General features: G+C 63.9%; 17 protein-coding genes. 6 read left to right on the forward strand and 11 right to left on the reverse strand.

Annotation, left to right across the window (positions count from 1 at the left end; all coding sequences use genetic code 11):
- Positions 1-199: 199 nt before the first annotated feature.
- Positions 200-3,814, forward strand: coding sequence for a transcription-repair coupling factor (gene mfd / locus JQN66_RS04295; protein ID WP_204676771.1), 3,615 nt, complete (start codon positions 200-202; stop codon positions 3,812-3,814).
- A 321-nt stretch (positions 3,815-4,135) separates the two neighbouring features.
- Here mfd and JQN66_RS04300 read toward each other — a convergent pair whose 3' ends face one another.
- The 7 genes from JQN66_RS04300 to JQN66_RS04330 all read right to left on the reverse strand — a co-directional run bounded on the left by JQN66_RS04300 (position 4,136) and on the right by JQN66_RS04330 (position 11,184).
- Positions 4,136-4,543, reverse strand: a complete 408-nt coding sequence (locus JQN66_RS04300; protein ID WP_204676772.1) for a hypothetical protein — start codon at positions 4,541-4,543, stop codon at positions 4,136-4,138.
- 191 nt (positions 4,544-4,734) lie between these two features.
- Positions 4,735-5,229, reverse strand: coding sequence for a tetratricopeptide repeat protein (locus JQN66_RS04305; RefSeq protein ID WP_204676773.1), 495 nt, complete (start codon positions 5,227-5,229; stop codon positions 4,735-4,737).
- A 7-nt stretch (positions 5,230-5,236) separates the two neighbouring features.
- Positions 5,237-7,135, reverse strand: coding sequence for a heavy metal translocating P-type ATPase (locus JQN66_RS04310; RefSeq protein ID WP_204676774.1), 1,899 nt, complete (start codon positions 7,133-7,135; stop codon positions 5,237-5,239).
- A 435-nt stretch (positions 7,136-7,570) separates the two neighbouring features.
- On the reverse strand, positions 7,571-7,828 hold the full coding sequence (locus JQN66_RS04315) for a hypothetical protein (RefSeq protein ID WP_134780801.1): 258 nt from the start codon (positions 7,826-7,828) through the stop codon (positions 7,571-7,573).
- Between the two features lie 32 nt (positions 7,829-7,860).
- On the reverse strand, positions 7,861-8,547 hold the full coding sequence (gene deoC / locus JQN66_RS04320) for a deoxyribose-phosphate aldolase (RefSeq protein WP_204676775.1): 687 nt from the start codon (positions 8,545-8,547) through the stop codon (positions 7,861-7,863).
- 43 nt (positions 8,548-8,590) lie between these two features.
- Positions 8,591-10,309: a phospho-sugar mutase gene (locus tag JQN66_RS04325; protein ID WP_204676776.1), complete on the reverse strand. Its 1,719-nt coding sequence runs from the start codon at positions 10,307-10,309 to the stop codon at positions 8,591-8,593.
- 74 nt (positions 10,310-10,383) lie between these two features.
- Entirely contained in the window at positions 10,384-11,184 is an 801-nt protein-coding gene (locus JQN66_RS04330; protein ID WP_204676777.1) for a purine-nucleoside phosphorylase, read from the reverse strand.
- A gap of 125 nt (positions 11,185-11,309) precedes the next feature.
- Between JQN66_RS04330 and JQN66_RS04335 the strand changes: the two genes are divergently transcribed.
- The 4 genes from JQN66_RS04335 to JQN66_RS04350 all read left to right on the forward strand — a co-directional run bounded on the left by JQN66_RS04335 (position 11,310) and on the right by JQN66_RS04350 (position 16,037).
- Positions 11,310-12,722: an NAD(P)H-quinone dehydrogenase gene (locus JQN66_RS04335; protein WP_188947526.1), complete on the forward strand. Its 1,413-nt coding sequence runs from the start codon at positions 11,310-11,312 to the stop codon at positions 12,720-12,722.
- A 323-nt stretch (positions 12,723-13,045) separates the two neighbouring features.
- Positions 13,046-14,434, forward strand: a complete 1,389-nt coding sequence (locus JQN66_RS04340; RefSeq protein WP_204676778.1) for an MFS transporter — start codon at positions 13,046-13,048, stop codon at positions 14,432-14,434.
- 312 nt (positions 14,435-14,746) lie between these two features.
- Positions 14,747-15,487, forward strand: coding sequence for an SDR family oxidoreductase (locus tag JQN66_RS04345; protein ID WP_204676779.1), 741 nt, complete (start codon positions 14,747-14,749; stop codon positions 15,485-15,487).
- 85 nt (positions 15,488-15,572) lie between these two features.
- Positions 15,573-16,037, forward strand: a complete 465-nt coding sequence (locus tag JQN66_RS04350; protein WP_204676780.1) for a hypothetical protein — start codon at positions 15,573-15,575, stop codon at positions 16,035-16,037.
- Positions 16,038-16,169: 132 nt separating this feature from the next.
- Here JQN66_RS04350 and JQN66_RS04355 read toward each other — a convergent pair whose 3' ends face one another.
- The 4 genes from JQN66_RS04355 to JQN66_RS04370 all read right to left on the reverse strand — a co-directional run bounded on the left by JQN66_RS04355 (position 16,170) and on the right by JQN66_RS04370 (position 20,829).
- The gene (locus tag JQN66_RS04355; protein WP_204677476.1) at positions 16,170-17,954 is read right to left on the reverse strand and encodes an acetyl/propionyl/methylcrotonyl-CoA carboxylase subunit alpha; all 1,785 of its coding nucleotides are present in this window, start codon (positions 17,952-17,954) and stop codon (positions 16,170-16,172) included.
- A 288-nt stretch (positions 17,955-18,242) separates the two neighbouring features.
- The gene (locus JQN66_RS04360; protein WP_338029215.1) at positions 18,243-18,650 is read right to left on the reverse strand and encodes a CGNR zinc finger domain-containing protein; all 408 of its coding nucleotides are present in this window, start codon (positions 18,648-18,650) and stop codon (positions 18,243-18,245) included.
- Positions 18,651-19,027: 377 nt separating this feature from the next.
- Entirely contained in the window at positions 19,028-20,314 is a 1,287-nt protein-coding gene (locus tag JQN66_RS04365) for a glutathionylspermidine synthase family protein (protein ID WP_204676782.1), read from the reverse strand.
- Positions 20,315-20,331: 17 nt separating this feature from the next.
- Positions 20,332-20,829 carry a hypothetical protein gene (locus JQN66_RS04370; protein ID WP_204676783.1) on the reverse strand — a complete coding sequence of 166 codons (498 nt, stop codon included), beginning with the start codon at positions 20,827-20,829 and terminating at the stop codon, positions 20,332-20,334.
- Between the two features lie 470 nt (positions 20,830-21,299).
- On the opposite strand from JQN66_RS04370, the gene JQN66_RS04375 reads away from it, so the two are divergent.
- A complete protein-coding gene (locus tag JQN66_RS04375) occupies positions 21,300-21,569 on the forward strand; it encodes a hypothetical protein (RefSeq protein WP_204676784.1) in 270 nt (89 codons plus the stop codon).
- Positions 21,570-21,613: the final 44 nt, after the last annotated feature.

Here is a 21,613-nt window from a genome sequence, read left to right on the forward strand (position 1 = left end):
CAGCTGCCGGTCCCGGATAATGGACAACATTAACCCTATCTGCTCACCTCGATTAGGTAGGCTAGGAAGGCATCAAAACAACATATTGGCATTTAGCCGGCCGCGGAAAAGCTTTGCGGTCGGTGTTCGTGGTGTCATACCGGGCTGAACGCCTCGCGCGCGTTGGCCCATAACCTGCCCGAGAGGACACGAAAGCCGCATGAGCCTAGTTGGACTTCATGATTTCCTGCGTGAAGAATCGTCATTCCGCCGTATCCGCCAAGGTGCCTCACAAAGTTTCTCCACCCGCAGCGACGAGCTGGAAATTGCCGCGCCGCAGGGCATGCGTCCGATTATCGGCGCCCACGTCAGCCAGGGGCTGGCCGAAGGACATGACCGCGCCGTCACGCTGATCGTCACCGCCACCGGCCGTGAAGCCGAAGACATCTCGGCCTCGCTGGCCGCCTACCTCCCGTCCAAGCACGTCGCCGAATTCCCTTCCTGGGAAACCCTGCCCCACGAACGGCTTTCCCCGCGCAGCGATACCGTGGGCCGGCGGCTGGAGGTACTGCGCCGGCTGCATGACGGGGATCCGGATCTGAAGATCATCATTGCGCCGATCCGCGCCGTGCTGCAGCCGCTGGTGGCGGGACTGGGAGAACTGCGCCCGGTCACCCTTGAACTGGATGCCGAGCCGGGATTCGATACGGTGATCCGGGATCTGGCCGCCGCGGCGTATGCCCGCGTGGACATGGTGACCCACCGCGGAGAATTCGCCGTGCGCGGCGGCATTATCGACGTGTTCCCGCCCACCCTGGAGCATCCGGTGCGCGTGGATTTCTTCGGCGACCAAATCGACACGATGCGCTACTTTTCCATCGCGGACCAGCGCTCCCACGACGGAGCCGGGCCGACCTCGATCACCGCAACCCCATGCCGTGAAATGCTGATCACCCCCAAGGTGATGAGCCGCGCGGCAAACCTCAAGGCCAGCTTCCCGGCCGCCACGGAAATGCTCACCAAGATCGCCGGCGGCATTGCGGTGGAAGGCATGGAATCCCTGGCCCCGCTGCTGGTGGACGAGATGGTGCCGCTGCTGTCGCTGCTGCCCGAGTCTTCCATTGCCCTGGTCATGGAGCCCGAACGCGTGCGCGCCCGCGCCCACGACCTGAACGAAACCAACGCGGAGTTCCTGGCCGCCGCGTGGGCCTCGGCCTCGGACGGCGCCAGCGCGCCGTTGGACCTGAGCACCGCCGAATCCGGGCGCAAGCTCGAATCCGGTGATTTCGCCTCGCTCGCGCAGACCGTCGAACACGCACACCAGGCCAAGGTCTCCTGGTGGGCCGTCACCTCGCTCGGCTCCGATGAGGAACTGGACCTGGGCGCGGCCACCATCCGCGTGCCGGCCCGCGAACCCCACGGCTACCAGGGCGACATCGAGGCGATGATGGAGTTCATCGCCTCCCGCGTGGCTGACGGATGGCGCCTGGTGGTTGCCACTGAGGGCCCCGGCCCGGCTGCGCGCCTTTCCGAGCTCTTCGGCGAATACAAGATCCCGGCCCACCGGGTGGAAGACCTCGCGGCGGAGCCCACCGCGGGGCTGATCGAGATCACCCAGGCCACCGCCGGGCGCGGCTTCGTCTTCGAGGAGCTGAAGACCGGGCTGCTGACCGAAGCGGACCTGCTGGGACGCTCCAGCGCCTACCCGAACCGCAAGTCCCGCAAGCTCACGGTCAAGCGCAAGCGCAACGCCGTGGACCCCTTGAGCCTGCAGACCGGGGACTTCATCGTCCACGAGCAGCACGGCATCGGCAAGTTCGTGGAGCTGGTCTCCCGCAAGGTCAATGGCGCGGGCAAGGACGCCAAGCGTGAATATCTTGTGGTCGAATACGCCTCCTCCAAGCGCGGAGCGCCCGGGGACCGGCTTTTCGTCCCGATGGACCAGCTGCACATGATCACCCGCTACGTGGGCGGGGAAGCCCCGGCGCTGTCCAAGATGGGCGGCTCGGACTGGGCCAGCACCAAGTCCAAGGCGCGCAAGGCCGTCAAGGAGATCGCCGGGGACCTGATCAAGCTGTACTCCGCACGCATGGCCAGCCGTGGCCATGCCTTCGCTGGCGACACCCCGTGGCAGGGCGAACTGGAGGAGGCCTTCGCCTTCATCGAGACCCCGGACCAGCTCACCGCCATCAACGAAGTCAAGGCGGACATGGAAAAGGAGATCCCGATGGACCGGCTGATCTCCGGCGACGTGGGCTTCGGCAAAACGGAAATCGCGGTGCGCGCGGCCTTCAAGGCCGTGCAGGATTCCAAGCAGGTCGCCGTGCTGGTTCCCACCACGCTGCTTGCCTCCCAGCACTACCAGACGTTCACCGAACGCTATTCGGGCTTCCCCGTCCGAGTGAAGACGCTGTCCCGCTTCCAGACGGCCAAGGAATCCAAGGAGATCCTGGCCGGGCTGAAGGACGGCAGCGTGGACATCGTGATCGGCACCCACCGATTGCTGTCCAAGAACGTGGAGTTCAAGAACCTGGGCCTGGTGGTCATCGACGAGGAACAGCGCTTCGGCGTGGAGCACAAGGAAGAGCTCAAGAAGATGCGCACGAACGTGGACGTGCTGGCCATGAGCGCCACCCCGATCCCGCGCACCTTGGAGATGTCCTTGACCGGCATCCGCGAAACCTCCACCCTGGCCACCCCTCCGGAGGAACGCCACCCGGTGCTCACCTATGTGGGCCCGCGCAGCGACAAGCAGATCAGCGCCGCGATCAAGCGCGAACTGATGCGCGACGGGCAGGTGTTCTTCGTGCACAACCGCGTGTCCTCCATCGACCGGGTCGCCGCGGAACTGCGCGAGCTGGTTCCCGAGGCGCGCGTGGAAGTGGCGCACGGCAAGATGAGCGAGTCGCGGCTTGAACGGATCATCCAGGACTTCTGGGAGAAGAAGTTCGACGTTCTGGTCTCCACCACCATCATCGAAACCGGCCTGGACATCTCCAACGCCAATACGCTGATCGTCGACCGCGCGAACAACTACGGGCTCTCGCAGCTGCACCAGCTGCGCGGCCGCGTGGGCCGCGCCCGCGAACGCGCCTACGCCTACTTCCTGTGGGACGCGGAGAAGCCGCTGGGCGAGGTGGCCCTGGAACGCCTGAAGGCCGTGGCCGCGCACAACGAGTTGGGCTCGGGGTACCAGCTGGCCATGAAGGACCTGGAACTGCGCGGTGCCGGCAACCTGCTGGGCGGGGAGCAGTCCGGGCACATTGCAGGGGTGGGCTTCGACCTCTATCTGCGCCTGGTCGGCGAAGCAGTAGCCGACTACAAGGGCGAGGGCGAAGAAGAAGCCACCGAGATGAAGATCGACCTTCCGGTCAACGCGCACCTGCCGCACGACTACGTGCCGGGGGAGCGACTGCGCCTGGAGGCCTACCGGAACATCGCCTCCGCGGAAACCAGCGAGGCGCTGGACGAGGTCCGCGAGGAGCTGGAGGACCGCTACGGCAAGCTGCCGCTGCCGGTGCAGAACCTGCTGCGCGTCGCGGCCCTGCGCATCCGCGCCCGTGCGGTGGGACTGCACGACATCCAGCAGGTCGGCAACCACATCAAGGTGTCGCCCGCGAAGATCGAGGACTTGCCGGCGAGCCGCCAGGTGCGCCTGGAACGGCTGTACCCGGGTTCGGCGAACAAGCCGGCGCTGAACTCCATCTTCATTCCCAAGCCCAAGACCTCGCCGGTCGGCGGACGGGACCTGGCGGACGAAGCCATGCTGGACTGGGCGGAGAACCTGGTCTACGCGATCTTCGAACCCACCCCGGTGGCTGTGGCGAAGGGGTAGCGTATGCTCGGCGTCTTGCGTCGGCAAACGCAGGAACTAGCAGAACGAAGCATCGGGAGTTGTCCGCAGCTCCCGATGCTTCGTGGCGAAGCCAGCCGGCGGCACCGGCAGGGCTGAATTCTCCTGGAACTGGTGCCCCCTGCCATTTTTAGCGTCAGCAACCGCCATTCGCCACGGATTGATGGGTAAAAAAGACGGGCGATGAACACCATGCAATCCATCCATTTCTGGCCCCGCTGACCACAAAATGGCGTGGCATCGACCGCAGAGTTACCTGCCCATCGAGGCTATGGCCGCCGTGCATACACTGAGAACTGGCGATCACCCCCAGAGCTTGTCGCAAGCTTCCAGCACGCGACGCTTGGCGGTCCGAATACCGATGAGCGGGTATTTGGACAGGGGCTTCGAGGGGATATCGTTTCCGAGGTAGTCGATCAAAATGATCACGGCCAGTACGGGAATGGAAAACAAGCTCAGAAATGACAGCAAGAGAGCGTAACCTTTTCCTGGGGCTTGACCTTGGTTTCGTTCGAACCGGATCCCTGCCGCAAGCGATCCCACACTGGTTCCGTTGACATGCGACGCGAAATTGACGATCGAAACAAGTGAAACCCAGGCGATGGCCAACACCAGATCGTTGCCGGTGTCCAGGAAGAGCGCTCCCCACGCCGGTAGCCATATCAATAGCGAATCAGCGAATATCGCGGCTATGGCGGATGGCCAATTCACGAAGCGTTTGCGGGGTCGACTCAGCGAATAATCATCGCATGCCTGCACACGGTATTCGCCAGCCCAGCTAATGTGTCCATCGCGTGATGCTGATGCACAGGCGACAGCAAAATATCCTGCCCCTTAACTGTCGATACCTCCTGTTGCCGGGCGTCGTCTGCCTGGCCGCATCTGGGGGCTGGGGCGAAGCCTCAGCGGTTCTTGGGCGGCCGGCAGTCCTCTAGCTCCTGCGCGTAGCGGCGTACCGGTCCTGCATATTGTTGCAGGGTCGGTGCGAGTGCCGCCAGCGCGGTTTTCAATGCCGCCGACTCTTCCCCGGCGTCGAAGAGCGCGAGGGCCAGGAACGCCTGCGCATCGGCATACAGCGGGTCATCGGGGTCGACCTCGTCGAGAGCCTTGGCTGCTAGTGCCGGTTCACCGATATTCCTCAGGCTGCTGCCGAGCTGGATACTCGCCTCGCTGCGCTTGGCGCTGCTCAACGTCCCGCTGTCCAGCGCCGTTTTGTACAGCGGTATTGCCTGTACTTCCTCGCCGAGGTAGTCGTGCAGGCTGGCCAGTTCGAATGTCGCGTGCCCTGCGGGAATCGCGGGCTCCAAGAGAATACCCAGCTCCGCACGCAATGCCGCGGCATCCTTGCCCTGGGCCGATTCCCAAAAATCATCGATCCGTTGTTGCCAAGAGTCCATGCCCATCTCAATCCCTGCTGCGCACATGCTGTGCCAAGGCGACGGTCGACTGGGTCGGCAGCGCACCGTGGAAGTCGGCGGGGCGGGGCCCGCGCAGCGTGCGCAGGGCATAGACGATGACCACCAGATCCACGACCTCCTGCAGCAGGGCTCCGGTCACCGCCGGAATCACACCGGTGGTGGCGACCAGCATGAGCCCAACGCTCAGCCCGATGCCGATCCAGATGGCGCTGTGCGCCACGCTCAGGGTGTAGCGGCTGATGGCCATCACCTGGGCCACCGGTCCGAGCGAATCACGCAGGACCACTGCGTCGGCGGCCTGCCCGGCCGCGGTGGAGCCGCGCGAGCCCATGGCCATGCCGATGTCCGCGGCGGCCAGTGCCGGGGCGTCGTTGGTGCCGTCGCCCAGCATCAGGACCGGCCGGGGCTGCATGTCCTTGAGCAGCTGGACTTTCTGCCCCGGGCGAAGCTCCGCTTCGACCTTGCCGATGCCCACCTGGGCGGCGACGCCCAGCGCGGTCTGTTCCACGTCGCCGGTGAGCATGACCTGGTTTTCCACGCCGTGGTCGCGCATCCAGCGCAGCACCGCGGAGGCTTCAGGGCGCGGTGCGTCGGCCATCAGGATCACGCCGGCGAAGCTGTTGTCCACTGCGACGTAGGCCGCGGACTGCCCCGGCTCAAGCTCGACCCGCTCCAGGGCCGGGTCCATGGCGGCGATGAACGACGGCTTGCCCACGGCTACCCGGCGCCCGTCGACCAGGGCGCTGACGCCGTTGGTGGCCACTTCCTGCGCGTCTTCGGCAGGAAGCAGCGGCAGCCCCCGGTCGGCAAGCGCAGCGGTCAGGCCCGCGGCCATGACATGGGTGGAGAACTGCTCAGCGGAGGCTACCAGCTGCAGCAGTTCGTCCGGATCCAGCTGCGTCTGGATGCCGACCAGCGCGGGCCGGCCTGCGGTCAGGGTGCCGGTTTTGTCGAAGGCGGCGCTGCGGACCTTGGCGAGCTGCTCAAGTACGGCCCCGCCCTTGACCACCACACCTTCCTTGGACGCACGGGACATGCCGCCCAGGAAAGCGACCGGCACGGCAATCAGCAGGGGACAGGGGGTGGCGAGCACCAGGACCTGGGCGAAGCGCACCGGGTCTCCGGACACCGCCCAGGCGATGCCCGCAATCAGCAGGGACAGCAGGGTGAAGGGAATCGCGAACTTGTCGGCCAGCCGCACCACCGGTGCCTTGGAGTCCTGTGCCTGCCGTACCAGAGCGATGATCTGCTGGTACTGGCTGTCGCTGCTGCGTCGCAGCGCCTGCAGGTAGACGGCCTGCGAGCCGTTGACCGACCCCGACATCACCTCGGACCCCCTGGCATGGATCACCGGAAGCGGTTCGCCGGTCAGCGAGGATTCATCGAAGCTTCCAGCCTCGGAACGCATCAGGCCGTCGACGGGAATCAGCTCGCCGGGACGCACCAGCAAAAGGTCGCCGACCTCCACCTGTTCCACCGGGACGTCGGTGACATCCTGGCCGGACTCATCCGCGGCGAGGTGGGCCTGCAGTGGGGAGCGGTCCAGCAGCGCGGAGAGCTCGCTAGTGGCCCGGCGCTGGGCGAAGTCCTCCAGGGCTTCGCCGCCGGAAAGCATCAGCACGATGATCAGGGACGCCAGGTACTCGCCGACCAGCAGACAGGCGATAATCGCCACCAGCGCCAGGATATCCAGTCCGTAGTGGCCGCGCAGCAGGTCCTTGACCATCCCGGCGCCGATCCATAGCACGGCGCCAGCGATGGCAATCCATGCGATCCACCGGCTGGCAGTGTCCATGCCGGCCAGGGCGGCGGCTCCCGTGGCGAGCAGGGCGATGACCGCCGCGGCCAACAGCGGATAGCGTCGAATCAGTTGTCCCAGCTTCACGATGTCTCCCTATCGACCGGTCAGCGCCTGTGTATCGAATAGTCTCACCATAGCAATGATGGCCGGTCCGGAGCCGGGATTCGTCTGGCGGTGAAGTCCAACAGGGGAGTCGTGACGGTAACTTCAAACAGCTCTTCAGAACCGCCTAGGAGTCATGATCGGGATGCTGATCATCACTATTCCGGTGGAGTTCCATTTCCTTCGTGGATCTCCTGATCAGCTTATAGACCACGATGGCTAGAACCACGGTGATGACCAGGGGGAGGACGTAGAAGACAACTACTTCATACGCGTTGGGTATTAATGGATTCATGCACCCCCACACTACAGGCAGGGGACGTCGGCCGTGCTGGAATCTGGTCCCAGGGCCGAGGCCGAAGGCCGGTTAAGCAACAGCGGGGAGGCCCGTAGGCCTCCCCGCTGTGATGAAGTGTTTTACTTCTGGAATTCCGATGCTGCTGCAACCAATTCCTCGGCCTTGTCGGCGCGGCCCATGAGGTGCATCGGCACCGCGAAGGCGATGACGGTCAGACCGAAGCAGAGGATGGAAGGAATCCAGGCATTTTCAAAAGTCCAGAACGACAGCGAATACAACGCGCCTGCGAAGACCGCGAAGAAGATAACGAAGGCGACCAGGTTGCCAGCCAGACGACCTTCACCGGAATGGGCAGTGTTCTTGCCGTTCGAGTACACTTTTGCTCCTTGTTGACTTTCGGGGCGGCTGCCTAGTAGCTGGAACCGCTTTGCTCTCCCTCTAGGATAGCAACTCCTGAGCTGGAACCTAGCCTTGTTGCACCGGCCTCAATCATTGCGCGCGCGGTTTCCAGGCTGCGTACGCCGCCGGAGGCCTTCACACCCATCTCGGCGCCGACGGTGCGGCGCATCAGCGCCACATCTTCCACGGTGGCTCCGCCGGTGGAGAATCCGGTGGAGGTCTTGACGAAATCGGCACCGGCGGCCTTGGCAGCTTCGCAGGCCAGGACCTTTGCGTCTTCGGTCAGCAGGCAGGTCTCGATGATGACCTTCAGGATCGCTCCGCCCTCATGGGCGGCCTGGGCGATGGCGAAGATCTCATTGACCAGCGCGTCGCGGTCCCCGCGCAGGGCGGCGGCGATGTCGATGACCATGTCGATCTCGTTCGCGCCGTCGGCGACGGCCTGTGTGGTTTCGAACACCTTGGTGGCGGTGGCGGAGGCGCCCAGCGGGAAGCCGATCACCGTGCAGGTCAGCACGTTCGTGCCTTCCAGTTCGCGGGCTACGGTCGAAGTCCACACCGGGTTCACGCAGACGGACTTGAATTCGTACTTCTTGGCTTCGCCGCAGATCGCCGTGATCTGTTCGCGTGAGGCGTTGGCCGCCAGCAGGGTGTGGTCGATGTAGCCGGCGATGTCGCGGGCGCTTAGTTCAGTCATGATGTCCTCGAATTGTTGGTGCCGCGTTTCCGGGCGGCAGGTATCAGTTGGCGTTCAGGTACGCGGCCAGTTGTTCCTTGATGGCCAGGACCTGCGTCGTGGCATCGCGGCGCGCCTGGGCGACCTGTGCGATGTCATCCACCGGTTCAATGGTTTCCAGGTAGCACTTCAGCTTCGGCTCGGTTCCCGACGGGCGGATGATGACCCGCGCCCCGGAGAAGGTATGCAGCACCATGGCATCGGTGGCCGGAAGCCTTTCGGAGCCCTGGGAGAGGTCGGTGACCTCGCTGACCGCGGATCCGCCCAGATGCTCCGGGGGATTGGTGCGGATCTTGTCCATGAGCACGGGAATCTGCGCCAGGTCGGTGAAGCGCAGCGAGAGCTGGTCGGTGACGTGCACGCCATGGCGGGCGGCCAGCTCATCCAGCCGCTGCGGGATGCTGCTGCCTGCGGCCTTCAGCTGCGAGGCAAGATCAGCGAGCATCACGCCGGCGGAGATGCCGTCCTTGTCGCGCACCAGGTCCGGGGCGACGCAGTAGCCCAGCGCTTCTTCGTACCCGAAACCCAGGTTCTCCACGCGGGAGATCCACTTGAAGCCGGTCAGGGTTTCCTCGTGTTCGCGCCCGGCATCTTTGGCGATGGCCGCCAGCATGCGCGAGGAAACGATGGAATTGCCCAGCTTGCGGCCCTCGGGCAGGCGGGTGGCCAGATGGTCGCCCAGCAGCCAGCCCACCTCGTCGCCGCGCAGCATACGCCAGGCGCCCTGGTCTTCCACGGCCGCGGCGCAGCGGTCGGCGTCCGGGTCGTTGGCGATCACCAGATCCGCCCCGACCTCCCGGGCCAGTGCCAGCGACAGGTCGATGGCGCCCGGCTCCTCGGGGTTGGGGAACTTCACGGTGGGGAACTCCGGGTCCGGGTGCTCCTGCGCGGCGACCATGTGCACGTCGCCGAACCCGGCGTTCAGCAGGGCCTGGCGCATGGTGTGCCCGCCCACGCCGTGCATGGCGCTGACCACCACACGCAGCTGGCCACGGTCAGGCTGCGGCTCGACGACCGGGCCGATGGCGGCCAGATACTCGGCTTCGATATCGCCCTCGGTGCCGGCAGCGGGCAGTATCTGCCATCCCGAGTCCGCCTGCGGGATCTGGGAGACCGGCTGACCATGGTCGATCAGCGCCGCAATCCGTGCGTCGACGGGGGAGACGATCTGCGCGCCGCGGCCGGCGTCGTCCGAGGCGCGGCCGCCGATGTAGACTTTGTAGCCGTTGTCGCGCGGAGGGTTGTGGCTCGCGGTGACCATGATGCCGGCCTCCGCGGAAAAGCGGCGTACCGCCCATGCCAGCACGGGGGTGGGCAGCGGTGCAGGCATCAGCAGCACCTCGAAGCCCGCGGCGGTGAACACCGCGGCCGAATCCCGGGCAAACACATCCGAGTTGTAGCGGGCGTCGAATCCGATGACCACCTTCGGGGTGTAGGCGCCGTCGGCCTGCTGCCCCAGGAAGCGGGCGATGCCCGCGGCGGTGCGCAGCACCACCACGCGGTTCATCCGCATGGGGCCCGCGCCGAGTTCGGCGCGCAGCCCCGCGGTCCCGAATTCCAGCACGCCGCTGAAGCGGTCGGCCAGATCCTCCATTGCGGCGGCGTCGGACCGCGCGCGGGAGACCAGCTCCTGCAGTTCGGCGCGGGTGGCATCATCCGGATCCGCGGACGCCCAAGCGGTCGCGGTCTCCAGCAGCTGGTTCTGTGCGGATTCGTTCTCCATGGTTCTCCCTGCTTAGTTCTTACTCACACGCGCTTCACGGGGCGGACGCCGGTTGGCTGCCGCCCCGCCGGAGCCTAGAGGCGGGCGATGATCTGCGCCAGGAGCTTGGAGATGCGCGGGCCGGCGGCCTGGCCTGCCTCGATGACTTCCTCGTGGCTCAGCGGCACCGGGCTGATGCCGGCGGCCAGGTTGGTCACCAGGGACATGCCGAAGATTTCCATGCCGGCGTGGCGCGCGGCGATGGCTTCCAAAGCGGTGGACATGCCCACCAGGTCGGCGCCGATGCGCTTGGCCATCTGGACTTCGGCAGGGGTCTCGTAATGCGGGCCGGTGAACTGGGCGTACACGCCCTCGTCCAGGGTGGCATCGACCTCGCGGGCGATGCCGCGGATGCGCGAGGAATACAGGTCGGTCAAGTCAACGAAGGTCGCACCCTCCAGCGGGGAGGCGGCGGTCAGGTTGATGTGGTCGGAGATCATGACCGGGGTGCCCGGAGCCCAGTTTTCGTTCAGGCCGCCGCAGCCGTTGGTCAGCACCAGCTGGGTGCAGCCGGCGGCTGCCGCGGTGCGGATCGGGTGGACCACTGCGCGCACGCCGCGGCCCTCGTAGAAGTGGGTGCGGGCGCCGAGCACCAGCACTCGCTTGCCGGATTCGGTCAGAATCGAGGAAATGGTGCCGTGGTGGCCGGGCACCGCGGCGGCGTGGAAGCCTGGAATCGCGGTGGCATCCAGGGTGTGGGTAGTTTCGCCGACCAGCTCTGCGGCCTGTCCCCAGCCGGAGCCGAGGACCAGGGCGATGTCATGCTTTGCTACGCCCGTCTGCTCGGCGATCGCCTGGGCAGCCTCGGAAGCAAGAACTTGTGGGTCATTATGCATATCAGTCACGTGAAATACGCTACCGCCCACGGGGCGCTTTGTCAGGTGAAACTAGTGCTTCACAACCAAAATCACGCCAGACCTCCTGCGGCGACGATGTGCGCAATATCCGCCCATGGTGAACAATGGTATCCGTGAGCGCAGAACGTAGGAACGAAGCAACCCGATTGGTAATTCTCGGCGGCGGCCCGGGCGGATATGAGGCAGCCATGGGCGCGGCCCAGCTGGGAGCCAACGTCACCGTGGTGGAACGTGCGGGCATGGGTGGTTCAGCCGTGCTGACCGACGTTGTGCCGTCGAAGACCTTGATCGCCACCGCGGATGCGGTGCGCCGCGTGAAGCACGCCGAGACCTTCGGTGTCCACGTGGATGGACTGGATTCGGCAGTAACCGACTTTTCGGTGGTCAACCACCGTTTGCTGGACCTTGCCAAGGAGCAGTCCGGCGATATCCGCACCACCTTGGAACGTGCCGGCGTGCGCATCATCATTGGCGAAGGCCGCTTGGTGGACAACCGCACCGTCCATGTATCGCGCCCCGACGGGTCCGAGCAGACCGTTGAGGCCGACGCAATCCTGTTGGCGGTTGGTGCGCATCCGCGCGAACTTCCCACTGCCAAGCCGGATGGGGAGCGCATCTTCAACTGGACCCAGATCTACAACATGAACGAGGTGCCTGAGCACCTGATCGTGATCGGCTCCGGTGTGACCGGTGCCGAGTTCGCTTCCGCCTACAACTTGCTGGGCGCCAAGGTGACCTTGGTCTCCTCGCGCGACCGCGTGCTTCCTGGCGAGGATGCCGATGCGGCCGGCGTGCTGGAGGATGTCTTCAAGTCCAACGGCGTGAATGTCGTGGCGCAGGCCCGCGCCGAAGGCGTGGAGCGCAAGGGGGACAAGGTCTTCGTGACCCTGGCCGACGGCCGCGTGCTGGAAGGCAGCCACTGCCTGGTTGCCGTGGGTTCCATTCCGAACACCGAGGGCTTGGGCTTGGAAGAGGCCGGCGTGCAGCTGACCAAGTCCGGGCACATCCAGGTTGACGGCGTCTCCCGCACCACCGCGACCAACATCTACGCCGCCGGCGACTGCACCGGCGTATTCGCGCTGGCCTCCGTCTCCGCAATGCAGGGGCGTATTGCCGTCGCCCACCTGCTGGGCGATTCGGTAAAGCCGCTGAACCTGGACCTGGTGGCCTCGAACATCTTCACCTCCCCTGAGATCGCAACTGTCGGTGTGACCCAGCGGGCCGTGGCTGAAGGCAAGTACCAGGCCAATATCATCAAGGTCGACCTGAACACCAACGCCCGCGCCAAGATGATGAATGTGGACCAGGGTTTCGTGAAGATCGTCTCCCGCAAGGGTTCGGGAACCGTGATCGGCGGCGTTGTCGTGGCGCCGCGCGCCAGCGAACTGATCTTCTCGCTGGCCTTGGCCGTGCAGAATTCGTTGCATGTGGATGACGTGGCGGAGACCTTCACGGTCTACCCGTCGCTGTCCGGTTCGTTGGCCGAGGCAGCGCGCCGCCTGCACCGGCACAGCTAGTCGCAATAGCCGCTGGGCCGCCGCTCTTTCCGAACTTCGGAAAGGGTGGCGGCCTTTCCCATTTGTGACATCGACTAAAGCAGATTTGTTCTCTGGATCTTCACAGAACGCGATTGCTCTGATAGTGGAGTTTGAAGAGATGGTACTAGTCATCCCGTATTCAAGGGTCTATGAATTTGTGCAGGTCGGAGCTTGAATCACCGGTGAGTGATTGACGTATTCGAATCAAATGTCCAAATAGTGGACGCCAATATCCGTATGCTGAGCACGCGGGCTTAGGATTGTTACATTCGATTATCGCTCATCACTAAGGAGAAGCCTCCATGTCGAAGGCTAATACCGCGGTAGCGCCAAAGGAGAATACCCGTGGCCGGGTGCTGTTTGCCAGCATGATCGGCACCACGGTGGAGTTCTTCGACTTTTATGCGTATGCCACTGCATCTGTGCTGGTTTTCCCGGCCCTGTTCTTCCCGAACGCAACGACGATCAACGCGATCCTCTCCTCGTTCGCCATCTTCGGCGTGGCTTTCATTGCCCGCCCGCTGGGTTCGGTAGTCTTCGGCCACTACGGCGACAAGCTCGGCCGCAAGGGCACGCTGGTTGCTTCGCTGCTGCTGATGGGCATTTCGACATTCCTGATCGGTTTCCTGCCTCCGGCGCAGGGCATGTGGACCGTGCTGGCGCCGACGGCGCTGGTGTTGTTGCGCTTCGCCCAGGGCCTGGCATTGGGCGGCGAATGGTCGGGTGCCGCATTGTTGGCCACCGAGAACGCCCCGAAGAACAAGCGCGCGATCTACGGAACCTTCCCGCAGCTGGGAGCCCCGGTCGGCTTCATCATCGCCAACTTGCTGTTCGTGCTCCTGCAGACCTCGCTGACTCCCGAGCAGTTCATGGCCTGGGGCTGGCGCATTCCGTTCTTCTTCTCGGCTGTCATGGTCGTCATCGGACTGTGGGTCCGCCTGAAGCTGGTTGAATCGCTGTCCTTCCAGAAGGTGATTTCGCAGGACAAGGTCCTCAAATCGCCATTCAAGGCAACCATGAAGCACCACTGGCGCCCGGTTGTTGCCGGTACCTTCATCATGGTGGCCACCTACGTGCTGTTCTACCTGATGACTTCCTTCACCCTGACCTACGGCACCGCTCCTGCCACCGAGGAAGCGGCCCGCGCCGCGGCCGAGGCCAAGGGCAAGGTCTTCGACGCCGCCGGGTTCGTCCCGGGCCTGGGCATCGACCGCCCGGTCTTCTTGACGATGCTGATCATCGGCGTGGTGTTCTTCGGTATCTTCACCGTGGCCTCCGGCCCGCTGGCTGAGAAGTTCGGCCGTCGCAAGTTCCTGATTTGGGTCACCGTGGCGATCCTGATCTTCGGCGCCGGCTGGACGCTGTTCTTCGGTCCGGGCCAGGCCGCCGCCATGGTGGGCCTGATCGTCGGCTTCACCCTGATGGGCCTCACCTTCGGCCCGATGGCCGCATACCTGCCTGAGCTGTTCCCGTCGAACGTGCGCTACACCGGCTCGGCCATCGCCTACAACATGTCCTCCGTGATCGGTGCTGCCCCGGCCTCGTTTGTGGCCATCGCACTGTGGAATGCCGGTGGCGGCAACACCGTGGGCGTGGGCATCTACCTGGCCATCGGTGCAGTCCTGACCCTGGTCGCACTGTTCATGACCCGCGATACCTCGGATGTGGACATGGAAGAGTTCGTCGAGTAACTTACTCCGGCGTGATGCGCAGATGACGCACGAATAGCCCGTATCAACCTTTCGAGGTTGGTACGGGCTTTTCTCGTTGAGCGGTGTGTCCGAGACGCGCATTTGCCGTGCATCATCATGAGGTGGGAAAGATTGTTGGCGGAGAGGTGACTGTCGCTAGAGGAATGCAGACGACCGGCTTTCGGCGCGTCCAGCTAGATGGCTGGGATTCGTCAGAGGTGTCGAATCTTCAGCGCTGCATCTCTTACAAAGGGCTTCCACGCATGGAAGCATGGCACTCACGAGCTTAATATCAAGGTGTGAGGAGCCAGCATGAAAATCGCAGTGGCCGGAGGGACCGGAGTTATCGGGAAGCAGGTTGTCGAGAAAGTCGGCGCCGCAGGACATGAACCCATCGTGCTGTCTCGTTCGGCAGGGTGCGACCTCACCAATGAGCATTCAGTGCGCCGTTGGCTGGTTGGTTGCGAAGTGGTGATTGACGTATCCGGGTCGTCGACGACCAGCGCTTCGGCGTCCATGCGCTATTTCACGCAGTCCACGGCCAACCTCTTGATCGCCGGACGTGAGTCCGGAGTGCAAAACCACGTGGCCTTGTCCATTGTCGGCGCGGCGCAGATCGATGCCGGATACTATGCGGGCAAGGCGGCTCAGGAACGGATGCTGCGTGTCCTGCCCGGCGGCTATACGCTGCTGCGCACCACGCAGTTCCATGAATTTGTCGGGCAAAACATCAATCGGCTCTCTGCAGGACCGGTGCAGGTGGCTCCCAAGATGCGTCTGCAGCCGATTGCCGGCAGCGAGGTGGCTCAGGCCTTGGTCGAGTTGGCGGTGCAACCGGCAGCGGGAATCGTGCAGGAGCTGGCTGGCCCCAGGGAAGAATGGATGCCCCAGCTCTTCGCCCAATACCTGGCCAAGCAGAACCAGTCTCCGAGGATTGTCGAGGTGCCGTTGCCCGGAGCAATGGGCAAGGCCATGCGCGAAGGAGGGATCCTGCCCGGGCCGGAGGCAAGGCTCGGGATCGAAACCTACAGTGATTGGCTGGCCAAGCAGTAGTGCAAGAGTCAGGCGGAAGCTTGAACAACCAGCGCATTCACGGCACAACGGATTGCAGGGCCGGGGCAAGCGAGAGTTGGGGGAAATGAACGAATTCGCTCTATACCCGGATGACACAGGAGGATTCGATGTCCGAGTCGATGGGCGTTTCCTCCGGGACATTTTGTCGGAGGCTCAGGGAGAGCGATTCCCCTTCATTCCCCTGCTGCGACGGAGTTTGAGTCGGCACGCTCTTGAGGCGCAATTACAGCGATTTAGCGGCGACGCTCCAGGAGAGTTCTACCCGCATCGGGTCTGGATATATTTTTGCCCGGTATGTTTTGATGAAGGCTGCGGGGGTGTCAGCGTCAACATACAAACTTCGGGGGAGCATGTCATATGGAGCAATTTCTGCTTTGACAGCGAACCTGAAGAAGGGGAAACAGAGCAGGGCTTGCCCGAAGAAGATGATGCGCTTCTGGCAGTGCGGCCGTTGATTTTCGACAGGACCAAATATCTGGCTGCCGTGACCGCCTTGGGCAATGACCTATTAGGCCGTCACCGGATATGAGAGTTCTGGCCAACAGGGAATACGTGACTGCCCGGGCAGTATTCGACCGGAACACCGCGTTGGAGGGAATCGAATGCCGGAGGGCTTGGTTCGCGTGCTGCGCGAACCAAGCCCCGACGTTGCGTCGAACGCCTACTTCTCGTCGTTGATCGAAGCGATCACGGCGCCCGAGGACAGCGTCTCGCCCGGGGTGACTTCCAAGCCTGCAATGATGCCGTCGCGGTGCGCGGTGATCGGCTGTTCCATCTTCATGGCTTCCAGCACCACAATCAGGTCGCCCTCGGAGACCTCGGCGCCGTTCTCCACGGCAACCTTCACGATGGTGCCCTGCATCGGGGAGCGCAGCTCGGCGCTGTTGGCCCCGGCGGCGCCGGCGGCCTTGCGGCCCGGCTTGCGCTTCTTCTTGGCTGCGGTGCTCTTCTCCGCGCCGTTGGAGGACACCGAGCCCAGCGACGCCGGAAGGGTCACCTCCAGGCGCTTGCCGCCCACCTCGACGGTGACGGAGGTGCGCTCGGCATCCTGCTCCTCGGCCTGTTCGGCAGGGAACGGGTGCGGAGCGATGAAGGTGTCGAATTCGGTCTCGATCCAGCGGGTGTGCACCCGGAACGGTCCCTCGGCCGGAACGAATGCCTGGTCGCTCATCACGGCGCGGTGGAACGGCAGCACGGTGGCCATGCCCTCGATCTGGAATTCCTCCAGCGCGCGGCGGGCACGGGCGGCGGCGATCTCACGGGTCGGCCCGGTGACGATCAGCTTGGAGATCATCGAGTCGAAGTTGCCCGAGACGCTCTCGCCCTGCTCGATGCCCGAGTCGACGCGGACGCCCGGACCGGATGGCAGGTTCATCTTGGTGATGGTGCCCGGGGTCGGCATGAAGCCGCGGCCGGCGTCTTCGCCGTTGATGCGGAACTCGAAGGAGTGGCCGCGCAGCTCGGGGTCGCCATAGCCCAGCTCTTCGCCGCGGGCGATGCGGAACTGCTCGCGCACCAGGTCCATGCCGGCGACCTCTTCGGAGACCGGGTGCTCAACCTGCAGGCGGGTGTTGACCTCGAGGAAGGAGATGACACCGTCCTGGCCCACGAGGAACTCGCAGGTTCCGGCGCCGGAGTAGTTGGCCTCGCGCAGGATGGCCTTGGAGGATTCGTACAACCGGGTGACCTGATCTTCGCTCAGGTACGGGGCCGGAGCCTCTTCCACGAGCTTCTGGTTGCGGCGCTGCAGCGAGCAGTCGCGGGTGGACACCACCACGACGTTGCCGTGCACGTCGGCCAGGCACTGGGTCTCCACATGGCGCGGGGCGTCCAGGAAGCGCTCGATGAAGCATTCGCCGCGGCCGAAGGCTGCAACGGCTTCGCGGACGGCGGAGTCGTACAGCTCGCCGATTTCCTCGCGGTTGCGCACTACCTTGATGCCGCGTCCGCCGCCGCCGTAGGCGGCCTTGATGGCCAGCGGCAAACCGTATTCGTCGGCGAACGCGTAGACTTCCTCGGCGGATTCGACAGGGTCCTTGGTGCCGGGCACCAGCGGGGCACCGACCTTCTCCGCGATATGGCGGGCCTTGACCTTGTCGCCCAACTTGTCGATGGCTTCTGGGGATGGGCCGATCCACGTTAGACCGGCGTCGATGACGGCCTGGGCGAACTCGGCATTCTCCGAGAGGAAGCCGTAGCCCGGGTGGATGGCGTCTGCACCGGAGCGTTCTGCGGCGTCCAGGATCTTCTCAATGCGAAGGTACGATTCGGCTGCGGTGGTGCCGCCCAGCGCGTAGGCCTCGTCGGCCAGGCGCACGTGCAGGGCATCGCGGTCGGAGTCTGCATAGACGGCAACCGATTCGATTCCTTCATCGCGGGCGGCACGGATAATGCGCACTGCAATTTCGCCGCGGTTGGCGATCAGTACCTTCGTCAATGGATTCATCATGAACCTTGTCTTCAAAAATTGGGGGTTTCTCACCTAGGAGCCTATCGTTTTTGTGGGAACTATATGTAGTTAACCGCTCAAACCGGGGTGTTTGGCCAGAAACTTTGGAGGATTCCTACAAAATGGGCCTCCCGATGATGAAAGCCTGTTGCGGCCGGCTCCGGCGCATCCGTGGCGCACGGGTCGAGGGTCCGGAAGTCGCAAACGGTTCGACGAGATGAATTCCGCTGGCACTAGCCCATAAGCGCCGGCAACAGGTCCCTGCTTGTTCCCTCCGAGGCGGGCTCAGGCACGTGCCCGGTGGCGCCGCACGGCCGCACGATTCGCGCAGCGGACACAGCAGTATCGCTGGCGCCCATTACGCGTCACGTCCACCACGACGTTGGCGCACGGGGAGGCTTCACAGCGGTGCAGCCGGTGCATACCGCGGGTGGTCAGGTGCAACGCGGTACCGGTGCAGATGACCGAGCGGAGAACTTGTGGCATGCTTTGGCCGTCGTCGCGGTAGTGCAGATGCCAGCCCTCGTTGTCATGGTCGACCAGGCGCGGATGGGTTGCTGCCGAGGCCAGCTGGAGATTGAGCAGTTGCGCCCGTTCCCGGTCCGAGGGGGCGTCGACCACCTCAAGCCAATCATCAATCACCAAGCGTACTTTGGCGTGGTCGTCGGGCAAGCTGGGGAAGGGTATGGTCATGCCTACCTCACGGGTACGCTCTTCAATGCCGTCACGGTCCAAGGGCCAAGCGTTGGCTAGGGAAGACGCGAGCAGGACGGCGTATTCGCCGTAAGGGTTGAGTTGCATAAGGTCATTACACCATGCTGATCTCATGACCTACATAGCCAGGGCCGAAGAGCCTGAAACCCTGAACCACAGCGACAAGCACAGCTGGGAAGTTGAATCCCGGCATTGGACCTCTGAGGGAGAGGTGCTCTACCAGCTCTGCAGCACCTGTTCCTGCCGTCGCCTGCAGCTGCGGCCAATCATGTTGCAATCATCGTTGCACGTCCATGAACTGCGGTCGAGACTTTTTACGTTGCGCGGATGAAGCCCGCACCCGCGCAACGAAACTCCTAGCGCGAGACGACGTGCGGAATGAAATTCGCGAAGTTGTCGGTGATGGGCCCGTGGCTTTCGCGGATCGCGAGTCCCGAGGGCTCGCCGTCGATCATCCACACGCCCAACACTGTGCTGACGTCCTTGCCCTCGTCTTCGCGGTGGAAGACTGGCGGCAGGGCGAGCTCCTGGAGAATGAAGCCTTCCTCGCCGTAGCCCTGGACTTCGCCCATGATGAGTTCCCCGTTGGGGCGGTGCAGGGTGATGTCCGCGCCTTCGCGGCTGAGCAGCGGTTTGCGCACATAGCCCAGGCGTTCCAGATAGGCCGGCTGCTGGCCCTCGAACCACGCAGGCAGCAGATACTGCGAGCGGTCCGGGTCGTTGCCGAAGAGCTTCCACAACACCGGCAGGATGGCCTTGGTGCTCCACAGCATCTTGTAGGGCGGTTCGATCCAGATGGTGCCGCCCTGATATGAGGCCCCGTTGAATCCGGAATCAAGCATGTCGTTGAACAGGTCGTCGGCGTGCTCGCTGTGGACCATGTGCTCCCATGGGTAGAGCTTGAAGATGACCTGGATCAGCGGCCCGTCTTCCCCTGCGCGGTAGCGTCCGTCGCCGTCGACCCACAGGTTTTCGATGTAGATGGTTTCGGTGCGGTAGCCGGCCGCGGCGCAGGTGTCGCGCAGCACCAGCGTATTCATTTCATCCTCGTGGGAGGCGTCTTCTGCGCTGCAGGCGAAGTAGACCGTGGGCATGGCGCCGATCTTGCGCGTAATCAGCGCCAGATTGCGCTGCCAGGCGACCACGAGGTCCTCGTACATGTTGGTCCACTGGGTGGCCCCCAGGCTGCGGTTGTCCTCAAACCATTCCCACTGCACGAGGGACTCGACCAGCGAGGTCGGGGTGTCGGCGTTGAATTCGTAGAGCTTCGGGATGCGCTGGTCCGCTTCCGGATGGTTCAGCCCGCCGAAGCGGAAGTCGAAACGTCCGTATACCGAACCGCAGGCAGGCTCTTCGTTCCAGCTTTCGGCGATCGCGCGCATGGCTCGGGCGGGAATTCCGAAGCGTGCCAGGTCGGCAGCTCCTGCGGGGGAGAGCAGATAGTCCCCGGCCTCCTCCAGCATCGCGAAAACCGAAGCGGAGGCGCGGTGCAGCACCTCGATTTCCTTGGGCGACAGCTCGTAGTAGGCGTCGTCGCGCCAATAGCGGTAGAGCTCGGGAGAGGTGCTCACCCGATCCTCATGGGTGTAGACCAATCCTGCGGCATTGACCTTGGCCAGGTAGTCCGGGCGGGCGGTAGTCATTTTGCGCTGCATCGTGCTTAGCCTCCCGAAGTCCCGCCGCCGAAGCCGCCCGAGTGGCCGGTGCCGCTGTTCTTTTTGGAAGTCGAGCCGAAACCGGCAGGCTTTCCGGTAGATGCCGAGTAGCCGTTGCGCACCGTGCCGGACAGTCCTGCCTTGCTGCGGGCGGCCGCGTCGTCGGAACGGAAGCGCTGGGTGGACTGCGCCGGATCGAGCTTGGTTCCCGGACGCAGGCCGCCGGCGTAACGGCCGATCATGAAGAACATCAGCGCCGTGCCGATTCCGGGACCGTGGTGCTGCGCGGAGGTCTGCTGGGCGTCGTCGCACTGGGTCTCGTCGACAATGACATTGTCTTCATCCACGCAGTACACCGTGTCTTCGGGCGCGGTGGACGTGGATTCAAAACCGGTGTCGGAGGTGGAAGCGGATTCGAAACCGGAGTCGCTGCCGCAGCTGGTCAGCACCAGAGCCGCAGCGGTGGCTACCGCCGGCAAGGTGAATCGTCGTTGGACGTTCAAGGTTTGGGTACTTTCTGAAGGGAATAGGATTCCTACAGCAATGCTATCTAGTCGAGGCGGCGGGTCGGCGCAATGACGGCACTGGCCGCCGCGCGCAGATAGCGGGACTACTCACACCGGCCGCAGCCAGCCAACGTCAGCCGGAAGCCTGAAGTCGGAGAATATTCGGCGAGTGGTCCATCTACTCGACGCCAGCGAAGCAATGACTCTGAATCGTTGTCGTTCAACCGAACTGTTCATTCATCTTCTCCGATAGGCTCTGGCCAAGATGGCTTGAGGAGTGTGCCTGGTGAGAATACGTTTTCTCGGCCCGGCGCTGCCGCTGGGCATGGGTGTCGCATTGCTCTTCCGGCTGCGCAAGCGGTTCCGGCATCCTGGCGATTGACAAGCCGGCGAAGGCCGGGGACCGATGGCCCGGCGACCCGGCGGTTCCTTCCGACAACGGAATGCCCCTTGAATCCTCCCGGCTGTTGGCCACCCACAATGGCCTGGACTACTACGCCGCCACCAGCGAGGACCAAAAAATGGCCTGCTTGTTCACGTTCAGCCATGAAAGTCCCGGTGAAGGCGCGATGGGTGGACGCGGCGGGCTGGGCGAGGCGGATTTTATTGTCGAGATTTCAACTCCCGAATGGAAGACGGCATTGCTGCGCAGCGACGCCGAGATCCGTCATTATGAGTCCGAGGAATGGCAGCAAATCCACCAAAACATCTATGTCAAAGGCTCATTAATGAGTTAAGCAGCGGTGCCTGCCACGAAGAATTCGTGGCAGGCACCGCTGCT

The sequence above is a fragment of the Glutamicibacter protophormiae genome, assembly GCF_016894325.1.
GTDB lineage: Bacteria > Actinomycetota > Actinomycetes > Actinomycetales > Micrococcaceae > Glutamicibacter > Glutamicibacter protophormiae.